This is a genomic window from Mesorhizobium sp. NPDC059054, from assembly GCF_042739215.1.
Classification (GTDB): domain Bacteria; phylum Pseudomonadota; class Alphaproteobacteria; order Rhizobiales; family Rhizobiaceae; genus Mesorhizobium.
In genome coordinates, this window is sequence record NZ_JBHYHV010000004.1 from 1 (window position 1) to 17,725 (window position 17,725).

14 protein-coding genes are annotated in these 17,725 nt (G+C 61.6%); 5 read left to right on the forward strand and 9 right to left on the reverse strand.

What is annotated here, in order from left to right:
* Positions 1-674 precede the first annotated feature (674 nt).
* The gene (locus ACFWXH_RS17170) at positions 675-2,642 is read left to right on the forward strand and encodes a M23 family metallopeptidase (protein ID WP_379122257.1); all 1,968 of its coding nucleotides are present in this window, start codon (positions 675-677) and stop codon (positions 2,640-2,642) included.
* A 23-nt stretch (positions 2,643-2,665) separates the two neighbouring features.
* On the opposite strand, the gene ACFWXH_RS17175 is transcribed toward ACFWXH_RS17170, so the two are convergent.
* From ACFWXH_RS17175 to ACFWXH_RS17190, 4 genes are all read right to left on the reverse strand, one after another.
* Entirely contained in the window at positions 2,666-3,502 is an 837-nt protein-coding gene (locus tag ACFWXH_RS17175) for a diguanylate cyclase domain-containing protein (RefSeq protein WP_379122259.1), read from the reverse strand.
* 153 nt (positions 3,503-3,655) lie between these two features.
* Complete coding sequence (locus tag ACFWXH_RS17180) at positions 3,656-5,203, reverse strand: MFS transporter (protein WP_379122261.1); 1,548 nt, start codon at positions 5,201-5,203, stop codon at positions 3,656-3,658.
* 122 nt (positions 5,204-5,325) lie between these two features.
* A complete protein-coding gene (locus ACFWXH_RS17185) occupies positions 5,326-6,777 on the reverse strand; it encodes a L,D-transpeptidase family protein (protein WP_379122263.1) in 1,452 nt (483 codons plus the stop codon).
* 303 nt (positions 6,778-7,080) lie between these two features.
* Entirely contained in the window at positions 7,081-7,446 is a 366-nt protein-coding gene (locus ACFWXH_RS17190; RefSeq protein ID WP_379122265.1) for an MmcQ/YjbR family DNA-binding protein, read from the reverse strand.
* 204 nt (positions 7,447-7,650) lie between these two features.
* On the opposite strand from ACFWXH_RS17190, the gene ACFWXH_RS17195 reads away from it, so the two are divergent.
* From ACFWXH_RS17195 to ACFWXH_RS17205, 3 genes are all read left to right on the forward strand, one after another.
* Positions 7,651-8,055 (forward strand): VOC family protein, encoded by a 405-nt coding sequence (locus ACFWXH_RS17195; RefSeq protein ID WP_379122267.1) that lies wholly within the window; start codon positions 7,651-7,653, stop codon positions 8,053-8,055.
* A gap of 59 nt (positions 8,056-8,114) precedes the next feature.
* Positions 8,115-8,651: an AAA family ATPase gene (locus ACFWXH_RS17200; protein ID WP_379122269.1), complete on the forward strand. Its 537-nt coding sequence runs from the start codon at positions 8,115-8,117 to the stop codon at positions 8,649-8,651.
* A gap of 117 nt (positions 8,652-8,768) precedes the next feature.
* Entirely contained in the window at positions 8,769-9,170 is a 402-nt protein-coding gene (locus tag ACFWXH_RS17205; RefSeq protein WP_379122271.1) for a DoxX family protein, read from the forward strand.
* 7 nt (positions 9,171-9,177) lie between these two features.
* On the opposite strand, the gene ACFWXH_RS17210 is transcribed toward ACFWXH_RS17205, so the two are convergent.
* Positions 9,178-10,605: a PLP-dependent aminotransferase family protein gene (locus ACFWXH_RS17210; protein WP_379122273.1), complete on the reverse strand. Its 1,428-nt coding sequence runs from the start codon at positions 10,603-10,605 to the stop codon at positions 9,178-9,180.
* Positions 10,606-10,786: 181 nt separating this feature from the next.
* On the opposite strand from ACFWXH_RS17210, the gene ACFWXH_RS17215 reads away from it, so the two are divergent.
* The gene (locus ACFWXH_RS17215; RefSeq protein ID WP_379122275.1) at positions 10,787-11,650 is read left to right on the forward strand and encodes a DMT family transporter; all 864 of its coding nucleotides are present in this window, start codon (positions 10,787-10,789) and stop codon (positions 11,648-11,650) included.
* Between the two features lie 82 nt (positions 11,651-11,732).
* On the opposite strand, the gene clpB is transcribed toward ACFWXH_RS17215, so the two are convergent.
* From clpB to prfA, 4 genes are all read right to left on the reverse strand, one after another.
* Positions 11,733-14,339 (reverse strand): ATP-dependent chaperone ClpB, encoded by a 2,607-nt coding sequence (clpB, locus tag ACFWXH_RS17220; RefSeq protein WP_379122277.1) that lies wholly within the window; start codon positions 14,337-14,339, stop codon positions 11,733-11,735.
* A 245-nt stretch (positions 14,340-14,584) separates the two neighbouring features.
* Positions 14,585-15,436 (reverse strand): DUF4167 domain-containing protein, encoded by an 852-nt coding sequence (locus ACFWXH_RS17225; RefSeq protein WP_379122278.1) that lies wholly within the window; start codon positions 15,434-15,436, stop codon positions 14,585-14,587.
* Between the two features lie 325 nt (positions 15,437-15,761).
* On the reverse strand, positions 15,762-16,634 hold the full coding sequence (prmC, locus tag ACFWXH_RS17230) for a peptide chain release factor N(5)-glutamine methyltransferase (RefSeq protein WP_379122280.1): 873 nt from the start codon (positions 16,632-16,634) through the stop codon (positions 15,762-15,764).
* Between the two features lie 4 nt (positions 16,635-16,638).
* Positions 16,639-17,715: a peptide chain release factor 1 gene (prfA, locus tag ACFWXH_RS17235; protein WP_379122282.1), complete on the reverse strand. Its 1,077-nt coding sequence runs from the start codon at positions 17,713-17,715 to the stop codon at positions 16,639-16,641.
* Between the last annotated feature and the right edge of the window lie 10 nt (positions 17,716-17,725).

Genomic DNA, 17,725 nt, shown 5'->3' on the forward strand with positions numbered 1-17,725 from the left:
TGTCAAAGAACAGACATCGCAGACGCAACGTCATGGCCCGTTCCGCTTCTCAGCTCCAGACCAGTAGAGTGTCGCTCACGCGGCTCTCTTGAATTTCTCTCCGAGGGTTTTTGGAAGCGAACTTCGCTGTCGCCAGCGGCGCACCGCCCTCGTTGATGAGGCGTATATAGTCGGGAGCCGTTCGAAGTGTCAACAACGATTCGGTGCTTTTTTGAATTTTTTGCGACAAATAATTCCGACGGTTTTTTTCAATCAAATCCGACCCCGCCCCCTTTGAGGAGATCTTGCGGGCAGGCCAGCTCAAAAGCCGACAGATGTTCGCAGGCTAAGCGATGAGAACGTGGCGAACGGCCCTGGATGGTTTGTCTAATTTTCGCGCCACCATCGGCCTTCTTGTCATCATTCCGGTGGAATGCGCCCCGTACCGGCAGCTTCAAGCCGCCGAAGCCCTATTGCCGCCGTATTGGAAGAAGAGAGCAGTTCAGTGAAGGCAGCCGCGCTACGCCTCTTAACCGCCTTCTTATAAGAAGCGGTGCATCATGGGGCAGAAGGCGAGGCTGAGGTTCCGCACACGTACGGCGCTTTCGTTGACTTCGTCGGCTACCGCAGGCAAATGTCATCACCTTGCAAGAGAACAGAGAACAACCCGCCTGGGGAAGAAATCGCCTTTTTGAATGCAGGACACGGACGAGGTCATAGCCGAACTCGGCAACGAGCCGCCGCTGATCGCGGACGGTCGCAGCGGTCCGCCGGACCGCCGCGAAGTCTCGGCACGATGGCTGTCCGGCACATTTCTCACCGGCATTACCTCTTCCGTCTTGATGGGCGTGGCCCTGGTTGCGGCTCTCGACGGACGCCAGCAATTGGCAACGCCGCCGGAAATAGCCGAACTGGCCAGCCTGGCCGATGGCAGCGATTCGGGCGAAGAAGCAAAGACCACACGTCTTGTCGCGCAACGACAGATTGCCAAGGCCAAGGACCGGCGGCGCATGGAAGTCTCGATGGTCACCAAGGTCGGCGACCGCGACGTCATCAACACCATGCCCTTTGTCCAGGTGAAGATGGCGCTGGCCGTCAATCACACCACCAACAAGTCCTATCCGCCCTTCGATCCACTCCAGGTCTTCCGCAACGACGATTCTGACGCATCCAATCCGGCACCGATGCCGGCCGGCCAGATATATGGCGCCAAGGTCGAAAGCGAGATGAGCCTGAAGACGATCGATTTCCCGATCGCCACCGCAGCTTTCGATGAAAAGAGTGATCTCTCCGCCGACGAAGTCGAGAAGGTTGTCCGCGACGCCAATGCCTCCGGCCTCGGTGACGGTGCGGTCCAGGTCGCGGCTCTTCACTATGTCGATCCGCAGCGTTTCGGGGATCAGCTTTCACAATCGATCGCGGGGTCTTACGACGTCAGGATCGTGCCTGAAAATGTTTCGGTGGCGCCACGCGTCGAAACCGAGACAGAGGCACTGACCTTTGCCGAAGACATCATTCCTTTCACCAAGGACCGCGACATCGCGGAGGCTTTTTCCGATTCCGGATACACCAATTCCGATGCCTTCGGCATGGCCGAAGCGATCGGCAAGCTGCTCAACACCACGGCGCTGAAGGCTGGTACCGTGCTGCGCGTCGGGCTGGAAGTCCGCGGCGATGCCGCCAAGGTTGTTCGCACCGGTGTCTATGATCGGACCAGGCACATCGTTACCATTGCGCTTGACGACCGCGGCCAATTCGTACCGGCCGAGGAACCCGATCCCAACCCAGAGCTGCAAACCGCCTTCGACGATTCTCCGCCGGTGGTGGTGCGCGGCAATCTGCCAAGCATCTATGATGGCATCTATCGTGCGGCCTATTCTTATGGCTTGTCCACCAAGATGGCCCAGCAGGTCATCAAGATCCTGGCCTCCGATGTCGACTACCAGTCGCGACTGAGTTCCAGCGATCGCCTCGAAGTGCTGTTCTCGCAACCCGATAGTGACGACCAGGCTTCGGAAGATTCGGAACTTCTCTATGTGTCGGCCAGCATCGGCGGTATGACCCGTACGCTCTACCGGTTCCAGCTTCAGGACGGCAGCACGGACTACTTCGACGAGAACGGCCGCAGTGCCGAGCAATTCCTGCTGCGAAAAGCCGTGCCCAACGGCACCTTCCGCTCTGGCTTCGGCGCGCGCCGCCATCCGATTCTCGGCTATGTCAGAATGCACACCGGCGTCGATTGGGCAGCGCCGACCGGCACGCCGATCATCGCAGCTGGCAACGGCGTGGTCGAAAAAGCCGGCTGGGCAGCCGGCTATGGCAAACAAACGATCCTTCGTCACGCCAATGGCTACGAGACGTCCTACAATCACCAGAGTGCCTTCGCACGCGGCGTCCAACCGGGGGCCCGCGTCCGGCAGGGCCAAGTGATCGGTTATGTCGGAACCACCGGTCTCTCGACCGGCGCGCATCTTCACTACGAGCTCATTGTCAACGGCACCAAAGTGGATCCGATGCGCGTGCGTCTCCCCACGGGCAAGGTCCTGCAGGGCGACGATCTCGTCGCCTTCAAGCGCGAGCGCGAACGCATCGACGATCTCCTCAAGCAGCAGGAAGGCACCGGGCTCAAAGTTGCCAGTGCAAGCGCGGCCACCAGCAAATAGCCGCTTTGTCGACAGCCAACTGGTCAGTTTGCGATGACACCATTCGAATCGCCCAGACCGATCAGCCCGCGGCGCGAAGGTTTGGCCGCATACATGGCTTGATCGGCGGCCTTGATCAGCGAATTGGCATCGTTGCCGTCATCCGGAAAGATCGCGATGCCAACGGTGGCGCCGACTTCAAGCTGCACTTCGCCCAACTGGCGTGCCTTGCTGATATCGCGTGAAAGCCGCTGCGACAGGAAGAGGACGGACTCGCGACCCGGCACCGCCATCACGATCACGCCGAACTCGTCACCGCCGAGCCGGGCTGCCGTCGCTCCCGCCGGCGCCGCCAGCGCGATCTGCTGTGCTACATCGATCAACACCTCGTCGCCGACAGCGTGACCATGCATGTCGTTGACCGGCTTGAAGCGATCGAGATCGATGAACAGGACCGCACAGCTTGATTGCGATTGCCTTGCGTTCTCGATCGCCTGAGCCAGCGCCTCGCGAAAACGTCTGCCATTGGCAAGTCCGGTCAGCGGATCGTGCCGAGCTGAATCATGGGCCAGTCGCTCGGCTGCCTCGCGGCGCCTGACCTCATGGGCAAGCTGCCTTGTCCGAATAGCCAGGAATACCAGGGACACGACACCGACACACAAAAGCAGCGCGAGGATTTCGTCCAGCTGCCAGTCCTCGTGAGTGCGCGTGATCCGGTAGAGCCAGTCAAAAAGATCGACCTTCACGGCGAAAGCAAAAAGTCCCGCCACCAGCAATATCCAGGAGCCGACAAGAACGAGCATGCGCCGGTCAGGCCATCTCACATCGCCTGAAGCGATCTCGGAGGAACCCAGTTGCCGCCGCAGATCATTCTTCGACATGCGCACCCCTCACTCGACGATAAACCACGTCGCGTGCCTGTCCGGCATTATAGCACATTACCGCTTGCGAATATGCACCAAAGAAGTGCGGCTCTCTTTACCGGATGATCCCGGTCGCAGAGTCATTCAATTCTTTCCGTGACCGTCACAAATTCAGTGAGCGGGCGAGGCGTCCGACTTCTCCTCCGGTTGGGGAACCGGTGGCGCCGGCTGCGTCAACCAAGCGGTTATGGCTGCGATGAAACACATGACCGCCGAGATCGCCGCGACGGCCTGGAAAGCGCGACCCGTTGCAGCTGTCCGCATCGCATCCGCCGCCGGCTCGATGACGGATTGAGGCAACACCCCGAACTCGGTGCCGCTCGCACCACCGCCGGCGGCAGCATAGACCAATCCGACCACGGCGCCGAGCGCGGCGACAGCCATCAGACCGGCAATGCGCGCAACCGCATTGTTGATACCGGACGCAGCACCGGTATCTCTGTCGTCGACCGAAGTCATGATCGCTGTCGACAGGGGTGATACAACCAGCGCCATACCGAGCCCCATCAGCATCGCAAGTGGGAAAACCCCGCTCCAGAAGCCATGGAAATCCGTGCCTGCCAGTATGGCCAATCCGGCAAAGGCGACACCCACCACGAAACTGCCGAGAGTGATCGGCAGGCGCGCGCCGGTCCGGTCGGACCATCGACCGACTGGGCCGGACAACAGTGCGATTGCCGCCGACAGGGGCAGGAAGATGAATCCCGCCTCCGCTGTGCTTAGCCCCCAACCTGCGATCAGGAGCATCGGCAGATAGAAAAGCACTGCCGACAGCGCGAAATAAAGAAAGAAGGTCGCAGCATTGGCGCCGGAGAAGGCAGCGATCCGAAACAGCCTGAGATTGACCATCGGTTCGCGATGGCTGTTCTCCCACAACAGGAACACCGCAAGCGCGGCAAGACCGATCAGAAAGACGGCGATGTTGACCATCATCGAGCCATTGCCGCCTTCCGCGCTCATCGCCGTCAAACCATAGGCCATGGCACCGAAGGCCGCTGTGGCAAGCGCCGCACCGCCAAGGTCGAGCCCTCTGGGGTGCGCGGGTGAATCGGCCGGTACTTTCGCAAGCAGCAGCCAGATCGCAAAAGCGCCGAGCGGCAGATTGATGGCGAAAATCATCCGCCAGACGCCCGCACCGAAACTGGAGAGAACCATGCCGCCAAGGACAGGGCCAAGCGCCGTCGTCAACGCCGAAGCTGCCGCCCAGATGCCGATGGCCCGGCCCCGTTCCGCCTTCGGATAGGCCTTGGCGATAATGGCGAGGCTGCCAGGCACCATGATGGCCGCGCCGATGCCCTGGATCGCCCGGAATAGAATGAGCAGCGGCGCTGTCGGAGCGAGCGCGCAGGCGATTGAAGCTGCAATGAACAGCGCGATCCCGGCGACGAAGGCACGGCGCAGACCGAACCGGTCTCCGGCCGCACCACCGGCCAGGATGAGCGCGGACAGCGTCAGCGCATAGGCATTGGAAATCCACTGTGCCTCGACAAGGCTTGCGCCGAGATCGGCACGCAGCACCGGCATGGCGATCGAAAGCACCGAACCGTCGATGAAGCCGAGCGCGGAAGCGAGAATGGCGGCGACCAGCACATAGCGACGGCTGCGCCGCGGGCAAAAGGTTTCCGTCGCAGCCAACCCGCCGAGAACGCCGGCATCCATGTTCGTATCGCTGCTCGCCTGCATGGCTTTGTTTAACGCGGCCCTGCACGAATCGGTATCGATTTTCGGACGGAACGCTGCGCGAAATTGAAAACGAGGCGCGTTTGTTCCCCGGAAGGAACCTATTCGACGAAATCGACCGGCACGCCGGGCTTCACCAGCCTGGCGAGTTCTGCCGCATCCCAATTGGTCAGGCGTACGCAACCGTGGCTTTCAGTCTTGCCGATCTTCGAAGGCTCAGGTGTGCCATGGATGCCGTAGGTCGGCTTGTCGAGCGCGATCCAGATCGAACCGACCGGGCCATTCGGCCCCGGCGGAATGGTCAACACCTTGTCGTTGGCGCCCTGCTTGAAATTGATCTTGGGATTGTAGGTGTAGTTCGGATCGAAGGCGACACGCGATACCGCATGCGTGCCTGTGGGCGATGGCGTGTCGGATGATCCGATCGTTGCCGGATAAGCTGCAACCAGCTTTCCCGAACCATCATAGGCGCGAACCTGCTTGCGGCTCTTGTCGGCAATGATGTGTGTCACCGGCGTCTGCGCCAGCCTGCCGAAATTGACCACTTTCACCAGGGTGCCCGGCCGGTTGAAATTGACGCCGGGATTGATCGCCTTGAGATACGCCTCGTCCATGTGGAACCGCTCGGCGAGCGCCTCGGTCACCGAAGTGAAGCTCATGCGCTCCAGTGTCGCCTTGCGGCTGTAGTCTTCCGGGATGGAAGCAACGTAGGGGCCCGCGGCATCCCCGGCGGTGATGGAATAGGTGGCGAAAGCCGGACCTCCCGTTTTCTCGAGTTCCGCCTTGATGGCCGTTGCATCGGTCGACTTCAGATTGGTGCCGGTGATTTCCCGATAAGCGGCCAGCGCCTTGTCCATGTTGGAACCGAAACGCCCGTCAATGGCGCCGGGCGAAGCGCCGGCGCGATCGAGCAGAACCTGCAGCGCAGCGATATCTTCGCGCGCGCCCAGCGATAGCGACGGATTGACCGCCGACTTGCCTCCGGCAGACGGCTCGGCCGGGGCGACCGCACCGTCGGGCGAGGTTGGCTGCGCCGGGTCGATCGAAGCTTCCTTCAGCGGCTGACGCTCCACCGGCTGCGGTGCCGGAATGCCATCGGGGTTGGCCGGTAAGGGATCGCCATAGCGGTCGCGTCGCCCCGGTGCCGGCGGGAAGGTCTCGACCATGCCGCCGTCGGGTGGAGGATTGTCGTAATAACCGCCGTCGTCTTCCGGATACTGATAGGCGCGCTGGTCCTCCATCTGCCGGCGACGGAAGCGTGCCATGTCCTCGGGATCGTCAAGATAATAACGCTCGTCGTCAGGCACACGCTCGACGCGCCGTTGGCGGTTTTCGAGACGCAATGCCCGCCGATCGAAGCGCGTCTGCGGCGGCTGAATCGCCAGGACCTTGCCGGTATAGGCATCGACGATGACGCGATTACCCTTGCCGTCATAGAACACCTGATAGTCGCCGTTCTGGGCGACCTGGATACCTTCGGCCTTTCTTGCCGCGGTACCTTCCACGACCGGCTGCGGCGAGGGCGCCGCCTCGGCGCCGAACGCCAGCGACACGCCCAGAGCAATTCCAGCAAAAGTGCACAACGGTTTTGCTGGAATTGCGTAAAAACAAAGTGTGAGAGCGTTTCCGCGTTTCCGATAAAAACGGAAACGCTCTAGCGTCAGGGCTGAAAACGAAAGCATCGTGCGCAGCATGTAGTCCGAATTCTCCGACGCGTTCCGTCACCGATTTGTCCATCGGCCGGGGGCTATGCAAGTCCTGCGGGGCCATGATCCGCCTAACGATTCAACCATGAACTGGGCATGAACATGGCGGTTTCGCAAGACTGGCGTCTCGAAAACACCTTACCTGTGGCTCTACTCCTCCAATCCCAGTTCCCGCCGCTCGCGCCTGGTCAGATTGCGCGCAGCGAGGCGGTGACTATCCCTGAGGTAGTCCTTCAGAGCTTCGTCATCCATGGTCTCGGCCGTTACCCGCTGGATCCATTTCATGCCGCGTGATGCGAGATAGGGTGCAGGTCGGCAGCCGGGCTGTTCCCTCAGAATATCGTACGCCATGTCCGAGCATTTGAAGGTGAAGTAGGGACTCTCGGCCTGTTCACTCCAGCCGGCAATCGCGAAGACCTTGCTGCCGACTTTCCAGACATGGGCACCACCCCATTGCACAACGTGATGGACAGCAGGCAGTGATGCGCAGAAGCTATTGTATTCTTCGAGTGTCAAACCAGCCTCCGTCGGATCGGTGGTGCTGCCAGCGCTTTATCTCTTCCCCTGCGCGTTAGAAATACCACTTGATCGTCGGGACTTTATTCAGCGCCGCACTTTTTCCCGCGCGATGACGTTGGCACCCCGACCGCCAGCAGGTGGTGCAGTCCGGGGCAGACAATTCAAACTAAAACCTCCACTGCACCATCAAAGGACGAACCTATGTTCAGCCATGTAACTGTCGGCGTCAGCGATCTCGATCGCGCCGAACGCTTCTATGACGCCGTGCTTTTGCCGCTCGATCTTCGGCGTCGCCCGGTTACGCCCGATGGTGGCCCGGCATCCGCGTGCTGGGTCGGCAAGAACCGCACCTTGCCACGATTTTACACCTACATTCTTTTTGACCGCAGGCCGGCGAACGCCGGCAACGGCTCCATGGTTGCGTTCCTGGCGCCCTCTCCCGAAGCGGTCTCCGAGGCTTATGCGGCGGGTATCGCGGCCGGTGGATCGGACGAAGGCGCTCCGGGCCTTCGCCCTCACTATGGCGACGGCTATTTCGGTGCCTATCTGCGCGATCCTGACGGCAACAAGGTGCACATTGTACACCGCGGCGACGTCGAGGATTGAGTGTTCCCGCCAGATGCCGGCAACCTTGGACGCCTTCACACATCATGTTAGACGCGGCCATGGTCGAATTTGCAGGCGAGATTCTGATCCTGACCGGCACACCGGGGTCAGGCAAAACCACCACCGCCAAAGCCCTGGCAGTCGAAGGCGGGTCAGCGAAGGTCCATCTCCACTCCGACGATTTCTGGCATTTCATAAAAAACGGCGCCATCGCCCCCTATCTGCCGGAGGCTCATCGACAGAATGCGGTGGTGATCGATGTTCTGGCCAAGGCAGCGCAAGGCTACGCCAAAGGTGGTTTCTTCGTCATCGTCGATGGCATCATCGGCCCCTGGTTTCTGGAACCATTCAAGGCACTTGGCATGCCGCTGCACTATATGGTGCTGCGCCCGCCGCTCGAGGTGGCCATCCGCCGCTGCCGCGACCGTGGCGGTGACACCCTCACCGATCCCGAGCCGATCGCAGCACTTCACCGGCAGCTTTCCGAATTGGGGAATCTGGAAAGGCATGCCATCGACATCGGCGACCGGGCTCGCGAACAGACGCTTGCCACCGTGATCGAAGCCCTGCGCGGCGGCACGTTTCGCTTGTCCTGATCGGCCGCCGGCCGGCTCCGCCACGCAAATCAGCAGCAGCTAAAATCTCGAACAGTTTATTGCCCTGTTATCGGGTGTCACCGTTATCAGTAGGGAGCTGAACAACGAGAGATGCCCATGATCGATATCGATTCGCTTCGACCGCAATTTCTGAGCATTCTTCGCATTGTGAGCGCCCTCACCCTGTTTCAGTACGGCAGCGGCAAGCTGCTGGGGTTCCCCGCACTCGAACGTGTCCCGGCGACCTTTTCCCTGCCATGGTTTGCGGGAGTTCTGGAATTGATCGGGGGTGCCCTGCTGTTGGCCGGCTTGTTCACACGCCCCGCCGCGTTCGTTCTGTCCGGCCTGATGGCCTTCGCCTATTGGATCGGCCATGCGCCGAATTCGTTCTTTCCGATCCTGAACGGCGGCAACCTCGCCATCGTCTACTGTTTCGTGTTCCTGTACCTGTTCGCTGCCGGTCCAGGTCCATGGAGCCTCGATGCGTACCGGAAGCCGGTAGAGCCCGCCACAGCCTGAAGCGTCGTCAGGCTCCTGCCTGCGGATCGCTGCGCTTCATCGCTTTGGCAAGCACTTCGAACATCCGCTCCCCCTGCGATTGCGCCACATTGAAACGCAGGAAACGGCTGGCCGTCCTCGACAGGCTGAAGGCGTTGCCGGGTGCCAGCACGACACCATCGGCCAGCGCACGCCGGGCGACATCGGCGGCATCCAACCCGTCCGGCAGGCTGCACCACAAGAACATGCCGGCGCGCGGCTCGATCCAAGGTTTGATGCCAAGCGGTTCGAACCGCCGAATCGTGTCGGCCATTGCCGCCGACAGGCGCTGCCGCAATGTCTCGATATGTTTGCGGTAGCTGCCATCCTTGAGCAGCGAAAGCACCAATTCCGCCGAAAGATGTCCACCGCCGAAAGTGGTCGATATCTTGAGATCGGTCAGTGGCTCGACCCAGTCGCGCGGGGTCGCGATGAAACCGCAACGTACCGATGCGGACAGCGTCTTGGAAAAACTGCCGATATGGATCACCCGCGAGAGCCCATCGAAAGCGGCAAGACGCGGCGCTGGTTCCATCTCGAAATCGGCGAAGATATCGTCTTCGACGATGGTCAGGTCAAACTGATCGGCCAGTTTGAGCAAGCGATGCGCGGTGACCGGCGAGAGCATTGCGCCAGTCGGATTGTGCAGCGCGGAATTGGTGATGTAGAGGCGCGGCCGGTGCTCGGCGAGCGCCTGGGCGAACAGGTCGAGATCCGGCCCTGTCGGCGTATAGGGAACGCTGACGATATTGGCGCGATGCGCGCGCAACAAGGCATGGAAGTTGAAATAGCACGGGTCGTCGACCAGCACCGTGTCGCCGGGTTCGATGAGGAACCGACACAGCAGGTCGATCGCCTGCGTGCCCGACTCCGTCAGCACGATCTGGTCAGGCGAGGCCTCGATGCCGTGTTCGCCTATGCGGCGTGCAAGCAGTTGCCGCAGCGGCGCCAGCCCGAGCGGTGTGCCATAGTCGGCCAATGTCGCGTCCTTGGCATGAGCAAGGCCGCGCAGCGCGCGCCGCAGTGCCTGCTGCGGCATCCAGTCGGCGGGCAGCCAACCGCAACCGGGCTTCAACACGTCCCCGCCGGCTTCCAGCGACTGCCGCGATACCCAGAATGGATCGATCTCGCGGTCGAGCCTCGGCCCGACCTCGGCAAGCGAAAGCGGCGCCAGCGGACCGCAGACATAGAAGCCCGAGCCCGGCCGCGAACGGATCGCGCCTTCCGCCGCCAGACGCTCATAGGCTTCAACCACGGTGGACGTGGAAACCTGCATCGTCTTGGCGAAGGCGCGCACGGAGGGCAGCTTGGCGCCTGGCGTCAATTGGCGTGCCGAGATGCGCTGCCGTACCGTCGCCATGACAGTCGCGATCAATGTTCCGTCTCCGCTTGCAGGCGCGGCGAGGAGGCGATCCATCTGTAGTGCCACCGTATCCATAACAGTTTGATTAAACTGTATCCCAGTGTATCTGGCGACGCTACCCCATTCCTGTCGATAAGAGCCGATCGATTGCAAGCAAGCTCCCCAACCGAAGGTCAGCGCAGCAAAGGTTGCAGACTTTTCGGACAAGGATCCTGCGAAAAGGAAGAGTTCGCGCGTGGACAAGACGACGAGTGGATGGTTCAACGGTTTTCTAGGCGTGCTGATCTTCAGCGGCTCGCTGCCGGCGACCCGGGTGGCCGTGATGGATTTCAGCCCGGTTTTCCTAACGGTGACGCGTGCTGCGCTCGCCGGTCTGCTCGGCCTGGCGCTTCTGATGGTCTTTCGCGAGAAACGCCCAAGCCGGGACGACCTGATCTCGCTCACCATCGTGGCGCTCGGCGTCGTTGTCGGCTTTCCGCTTCTGACTGCGCTGGCGCTCGAGCATGTCACCTCGGCGCACTCCATCGTCTTCATCGGCCTGTTACCGCTGGCAACAGCCATCTTCGGCGTGCTGCGCGGCGGTGAGCGGCCTCGCCTCGCCTTCTGGCTGTTTTCATGCCTCGGCAGCGCACTGGTAGCCGGATTTGCCTTATCGCGCGGGCTTTCCGCCTCGCCGGTTGGCGACGCGCTGATGCTGGCCGCCATCGTCGTCTGCGGGTTGGGTTATGCCGAAGGCGGAAAACTGTCGCGCCGGCTGGGCGGCTGGCAGGTTATCTGCTGGGCCCTGGTGATCTCGCTGCCACTCATGCTGGTGTTGAGCGTCATCACCTTCCCGCCGTCTCTCGCCAACGTCGGCATGCCGGCATGGGTCGGCCTTGCCTATGTTTCACTATTCAGCATGCTGATCGGCTTCGTGTTCTGGTATCGCGGGCTGGCGCAGGGTGGCATCGCAGCGGTCGGCCAATTGCAGCTCTTGCAGCCCTTCTTCGGCCTGGCTCTGGCTGCCAGCCTGCTGCATGAACAGGTCAGCGCCGCCATGATCGTCGTCACTCTCGGTGTCGTGCTGTGTGTGGCAGGCGCCAAAAAGTTCGCCAAATAAGCCGCACCGGCCGATACGAAAAAACGCGCCCCTTCCTGGAAGAGGCGCGCTTTCTTAGCAATAGGCCTTCAGCAAGCTGCCGTTAAGCGGCTTGCTCAGCCACGACAGTCGGTTTCGAGCGGAAGTTCAACCTGTCCGAACCTGCGGTTACCTTGACGGTCGAGCCATCGAGGATCTCGCCCATCAGGATCTTTTCCGCCAGCGGATCCTGCAGTTCCTTCTGCATCACCCGCTTCAGCGGCCGCGCGCCATAGGCCGGGTCGTAACCCTTGTCGGCCAGCCACTCGACAGCTTCCTTGTCGAGGTTGAGCGTGATCTTGCGATCGACCAGAAGCTTCTCCAGCCGCTTGAGCTGGATCTCCACGATCTGGCCCATATCCTTGCGCCGCAGCCGGTGGAACAGGATCACCTCGTCGACGCGGTTGAGGAATTCCGGACGGAACGAGGCTTTCACCACCGCCATCACCTCGTCGCGCACGGCATCGACATCCTGGTCTTCGCCGAGGCCGACCAGATATTCGGCGCCGAGGTTCGACGTCATGATGATCAGCGTGTTGCGGAAGTCGACCGTACGGCCCTGCCCGTCGGTCAGCCGGCCGTCATCCAGCACTTGCAACAGCACGTTGAAGACATCCGGATGCGCTTTCTCGATCTCGTCGAACAGCACCACCTGGTAGGGCCGGCGCCGCACGGCTTCCGTCAGCGCCCCACCTTCCTCATAGCCGACATAGCCGGGAGGGGCGCCGATGAGGCGGGCGACCGAGTGCTTCTCCATGAACTCCGACATGTCGATGCGCACCATCGCGGTCTCGTCGTCGAACAGGAACGAAGCGAGCGCCTTGGTGAGTTCGGTCTTGCCGACGCCCGTCGGTCCCAGGAACATGAACGAGCCGATCGGCCGGTTTGGATCCTGCAGGCCGGCACGGGCACGCCGCACGGCCTTCGACACAGCCTGTACGGCCTCGCCCTGACCGACGACACGCTTGGCGATCTCGTCTTCCATGCGAAGCAGCTTCTCGCGTTCGCCTTCCAGCATCTTGTCGACCGGAATTCCGGTCCAGCGCGACACGATCTGAGCGACATGGTCCGGCGTGACCACTTCCTCGACCATGCCGCCGCCCTGTCCGTCACGCGCTTCGGCTTCGGCAAGCTTCTTTTCCAGATCCGGGATCTTGCCGTAGGCCAGTTCACCGGCGCGCTGGAACTCACCCTTGCGCTGCGCGATCGCCAGCTCGTTGCGGGCGTCGTCGAGCTCCTTCTTCAGATCGGCGGCCAGCCCGAGCTTCTGCTTCTCGGCCTGCCACTTCGCAGTCAAGGCATCGGACTCTTCCTCGAGCCCGGTCAGCTCCTTTTCGAGCCGGCCCAGACGATCCTTCGAGGCATCGTCCTTCTCGACCTTCAGCGCTTCGCGCTCGATCTTCAGCTGCATGATGCGGCGGTCGATCTCGTCCAGCGCCTCCGGCTTGGAATCGACCTGCATCCTGAGACGCGAGGCCGCTTCGTCGACCAGGTCGATCGCCTTGTCGGGGAGGAAGCGGTCGGCAATGTAGCGATTGCTCAGCGATGCCGCCGAAACCAGAGCGGAGTCCGAAATGCGCACCTTGTGGTGCTGTTCATACTTCTCCTTCAGGCCGCGCAGGATCGAGATCGTGTCCTCGACCGTCGGCTCCTCGACAAAGACCGGCTGGAAGCGGCGGGCAAGGGCCGCATCCTTCTCAATGTATTTGCGGTATTCATCGAGCGTGGTGGCGCCGACGCAGTGCAGTTCACCGCGCGCAAGCGCGGGTTTCAGCAGGTTGGAAGCGTCCATCGCGCCATCCGCTTTGCCGGCTCCGACCAGCGTATGCATCTCGTCGATGAACAGGATGATGCCGCCGGCGGCGGAGGTGACTTCGTTGAGCACGGCCTTCAACCGTTCCTCGAACTCGCCGCGGTATTTCGCGCCGGCGATCAACGCGCCCATGTCGAGCGCCATCAACTGCTTGTCCTTCAACGACTCCGGCACATCGCCGTTGACGATGCGCAGCGCCAGGCCCTCGGCGATCGCCGTCTTGCCAACGCCGGGTTCGCCGATCAGCACGGGGTTGTTCTTGGTGCGGCGCGACAGCACCTGGATGGTACGGCGGATCTCGTCGTCGCGGCCGATGACCGGATCGAGCTTGCCGGCACGGGCGTCGGCAGTGAGATCGCGCGCATATTTCTTCAGCGCGTCGTAACTCTGTTCGGCGGACGCAGAATCGGCGGTACGGCCCTTGCGGATATCGTTGATGGTGGCATTGAGCGCCTGCGCCGTCACGCCAGCCTTGGACAGGATATCGGCGGTCTTGGCCGACTTCTCCATGGCGAGAGCCTGCAGCAGACGCTCCACCGTCACGAAGCTGTCGCCGGCTTTCTTGGCAAGGTCCTCGGCGGTCGAGAACACTTTCGCCAGCGGCTGCGCCATGTAGAGTTGGCCGTTGCCGCCCTCGACCTTGGGCTGGGCATTGAGCGCCGCATCGACGGCGACTTCGACGTCGCGTGGGCGCCCCCCGGCACGCTCGATCAACGACGCGGCAAATCCCTCGTCGTCATCGATCAGTGCCTTCAGGATATGTTCTGGGGTGAACTGCTGGTGGTTGCGGTTCAACGCATATTGCTGTGCGGACTGGATGAAGCCGCGCACGCGCTCGGAATATTTCTCAAGGTTCATCATTGTCTCCTTCCGTCACCGGCCCGCTTTGCGGCACCGGATCAGCCTTGGTGACGGACCCGCTCTTCTGAGCCGGGCCCTGTTCAGCCGTGATATGGGACGTAAGCCCTTGTCTCTCAAGACGCATTGATGCCGATCAAGGCAGATATTTCTCTGATGCCGTCTGACCGAAGACTATAGCGCAGCCAAACAAAAAACGGCGGAGATTTCTCTCCGCCGTTTTTGATCTCGAAAGGAGCCGATGCTTAGCTATCGGCGTTGGCCGTTTCCGTCGCATCGGCAGCTTCTGCTGCTTCCACAGTCTCAGCTTTCGGCTTGCGCGGCCGCCGGGCTTTGCGCGGCGCGGCTGCTTCGGTCTCCGTCTCGCGCGCTTCGGCGTGAGCGGCGAGCTGCGCCGGGTTGAAGCTTTCGAACTGCGGTGCCGGTTCGGCAGCGGCCACGGGAGCCGGCTCTTCGGCCACGACGGCCGGAGCAACCTCTACTGGAGCAGCGGCCTGAGGCTGCGCTTCTTCGCGCCTGTTGCCGTTTTCGCCGCGCGGACCGCGGTCACCACGCTGACCGTTCTGGCCATAGCTGTTGTTGTGGCGGCGATCGCGGTGATGGCGATTGCCATTGTTGTCGCGGTTGTTGTCGCGATAGCCGTTTTCGCGGCCGTTGTTGTCGCGACCATTTTCGGAATTGAGCGCCACTTCGGCGGGCGTGCCCTCGATCACCGGCTGGGGGCCGGAACCCTGGTTGGCTGACTGGCCTTCGCCTGCGTTGGCGCTGTTTTCGAAATCGTCGCGCTCTTCTTCGAGATCATCGTCGAAATCATCGCGATTCTGCTGGAAGTTCTGGATCGGCATCTGCGCCTGGGCGGCGGCAATGATGCGATTATAGTGTTCAGCATGCTGGAGATAGTTCTCAGCCATCACCCGGTCGCCCGAACTCATCGCATCGCGAGCGAGAGTCGCGTATTTCTCGGCGATCTGCTGGGCGGAGCCGCGGATCTTCACATCCGGACCGTTGCTCTCGTAATTGCGGTTGAGCGGGTTCGGCCCCTTGCGGTTGTTGTTATTGTTATTGTTGCCGCCGCCGCCATTGTTGCGACCGCGCATGCGTCTATTCTGCTGTTGTGGCCTCATCAGGGTCTCTTCGCTTCAAAAAACTTGAAAATCTTCGCGCACGGCGGCGCTCATGCAGCCTGCCGTTTCGCTGTTTCACCGGTGCTCGCCCGCATCGATTGCGTTGGCGCCACGTGTCATCCTGTTCCGGTTACATCACTTGCCGGACGATTCCCGCACGAAGCTTGGGCGTCGTTTCGCAAGAAGGCAGCTATTTCAAAGGAACCGAATCGCTAAGAGCACTGCCTGCTTCGTCTCATCCGGTAAATCGACCCTAGCTGCATTCCTTAGCCTTGCCAAGCGGTTTTTCGCCGCGCCTTCAAGCTTTTCCGCTGCCTGTGAACATTAGCACGCGGTCATTTCCGGCAAGATCGCGCAACGCCGTTTTCAGGAGGAATCCTGCATCCAGGAAGATATCGGTCACCTCTGCCTTCTGGCTGCTGCCGATCTCAACAGCGACGACGCCGCTGGCTTCCAGATGCCTGGCACTTTCCCTGGCGATTATCCGATAGGCATCGAGCCCATCAATACCGCCATCCAGCGCCCGCAACGGGTCGAAATTGCGCACCTCCTTCTGCAGCGTTTCGATCTCCGCACTGGATATATAGGGAGGGTTGGAGACGATTGCATCAAATTGACCGGAAATTGCTTCGAACCAGTTGGATTTGACGCCTGTGAACCGTTTTGAAAAGCCGAGATCGAGGGCATTGCGGACGGCAGTGGCCAGCGCATCTTCGGAAATATCCGCACCAACGGCACGAGCCTCGGGAATCATCGCGAGCAGCGCCAGCGCAATGGCACCCGTGCCGGTGCCGAGGTCCAGAATACGGCAGACGCCCTCTCGTTCGCCAATTTCGGCGAGCAACGGCGCGATCGCGTCCACCAACGTCTCGGTGTCGGGACGTGGTTCCAGGGTTTCGGCAGACAGGCCGAGCCGCAGCCCGTGGAATTCACGATAGCCAAGGATTCGATGCACCGGTTCGCCGGAGATGCGACGGATTAGCGCGGCATCGACCGCAGACAGCATATCGGTGTCGATGATGCGGTCGGGATCGGTGATCGCCTCGGTGCGGGTCGTCCCGGTAAGGTCCTCGACCAGAAGCCTTGCGTCGAGCGCTGCACCTTCAATGCCGGCATCCGTCAGCCGCTTGCGTGCCGAAAGCGACAGCTCGGCAAGGGTCGTGCCCTTCACGGCCTCACCCTTCCTTCATCTCCGCGAGAAGCTTCGACTGGTGGTCTGCGATCAGCGCGTTGACCACTTCATCCAGTTCGCCCTCCATCACCCGCTCGAGCTTATAGAGGGTAAGATTGATGCGATGGTCCGTCAGGCGTCCCTGCGGAAAATTGTAGGTGCGGATGCGCTCGGAACGATCGCCTGAACCGACCTGCGACTTGCGCGATTCGGAACGCTCCTCATCGGCGCGGCTGCGCTCAAGGTCGTAGAGCCGCGCACGCAGGATCTGCATGGCGCGCGCCCTGTTCTGGTGTTGGGACTTCTCGGCCTGCACCACCATGATGCCGGTGGGCAGATGCGTGATGCGCACGGCCGAATCGGTGGTGTTGACGTGCTGGCCGCCGGAACCGGACGCGCGCATCGTGTCGATGCGGATGTCTTCCGCCTTGATCTCGATATCGACTTCCTCGGCCTCCGGCAGCACAGCCACCGTCGCCGCCGAAGTATGGATGCGCCCTTGCGTTTCCGTTGCCGGCACCCGTTGCACCCGATGCACGCCGGATTCGAACTTCAGATTCGCGAACACGCCCCTCCCCGAAACCGAGGCGATGATTTCCTTGAAGCCGCCGACCTCGCCGTCGCTGGCGGAGACGACCTCGAACCGCCAACCCTTGGAAGCCGAATAGCGCTCATACATGCGAAACAGATCGCCGGCGAACAGAGCTGCCTCGTCGCCACCGGTCCCTGCACGGATTTCCAGGATCGCGTTGCGTTCGTCGGCGGCATCCTTGGGCAGGAGCAGGACCTGGATTTCCTGCTGCAGCGCCTCGATGCGGCTTTCCACCTCCGGCAGGTCGGCCTCGGCCAGCGCCCGCATTTCGCTGTCCGTGCCCTTGTCGCCCAGCATCGCCTCGAGATCTTCCTGCTCGCGTTCGGCAGCACGCAGTTCACGGATCTTGGCGACCATTTCCTGGATGTCGGCATATTCAGCCGCCATCTTCACATAGGCATCCGGCGCCGGGCCGGCCGCCATCTGCGCTTCGAGCATATCGAAACGCTTGACGACTTGGTCCATGCGGTCGCGAGGCAGATTGATCATCGGGTATCGA

What these genes read in the sequence shown, in the direction of transcription:
- clpB (WP_379122277.1), bottom strand. Translation starts at nt 14,339, where the DNA reads ATGAACCTTGAGAAATATTCCGAGCGCGTGCGCGGCTTCATCCAGTCC.
- ACFWXH_RS17175 (WP_379122259.1), bottom strand. Translation starts at nt 3,502, where the DNA reads ATGTCGAAGAATGATCTGCGGCGGCAACTGGGTTCCTCCGAGATCGCT.
- ACFWXH_RS17210 (WP_379122273.1), bottom strand. Translation starts at nt 10,605, where the DNA reads ATGGATCGCCTCCTCGCCGCGCCTGCAAGCGGAGACGGAACATTGATC.
- ACFWXH_RS17205 (WP_379122271.1), top strand. Translation starts at nt 8,769, where the DNA reads ATGATCGATATCGATTCGCTTCGACCGCAATTTCTGAGCATTCTTCGC.
- ACFWXH_RS17180 (WP_379122261.1), bottom strand. Translation starts at nt 5,203, where the DNA reads ATGGATGCCGGCGTTCTCGGCGGGTTGGCTGCGACGGAAACCTTTTGC.
- ACFWXH_RS17195 (WP_379122267.1), top strand. Translation starts at nt 7,651, where the DNA reads ATGTTCAGCCATGTAACTGTCGGCGTCAGCGATCTCGATCGCGCCGAA.
- ACFWXH_RS17170 (WP_379122257.1), top strand. Translation starts at nt 675, where the DNA reads ATGCAGGACACGGACGAGGTCATAGCCGAACTCGGCAACGAGCCGCCG.
- prfA (WP_379122282.1), bottom strand. Translation starts at nt 17,715, where the DNA reads ATGATCAATCTGCCTCGCGACCGCATGGACCAAGTCGTCAAGCGTTTC.
- ACFWXH_RS17225 (WP_379122278.1), bottom strand. Translation starts at nt 15,436, where the DNA reads ATGCGCGGTCGCAACAATGGCGGCGGCGGCAACAATAACAATAACAAC.
- ACFWXH_RS17200 (WP_379122269.1), top strand. Translation starts at nt 8,115, where the DNA reads ATGGTCGAATTTGCAGGCGAGATTCTGATCCTGACCGGCACACCGGGG.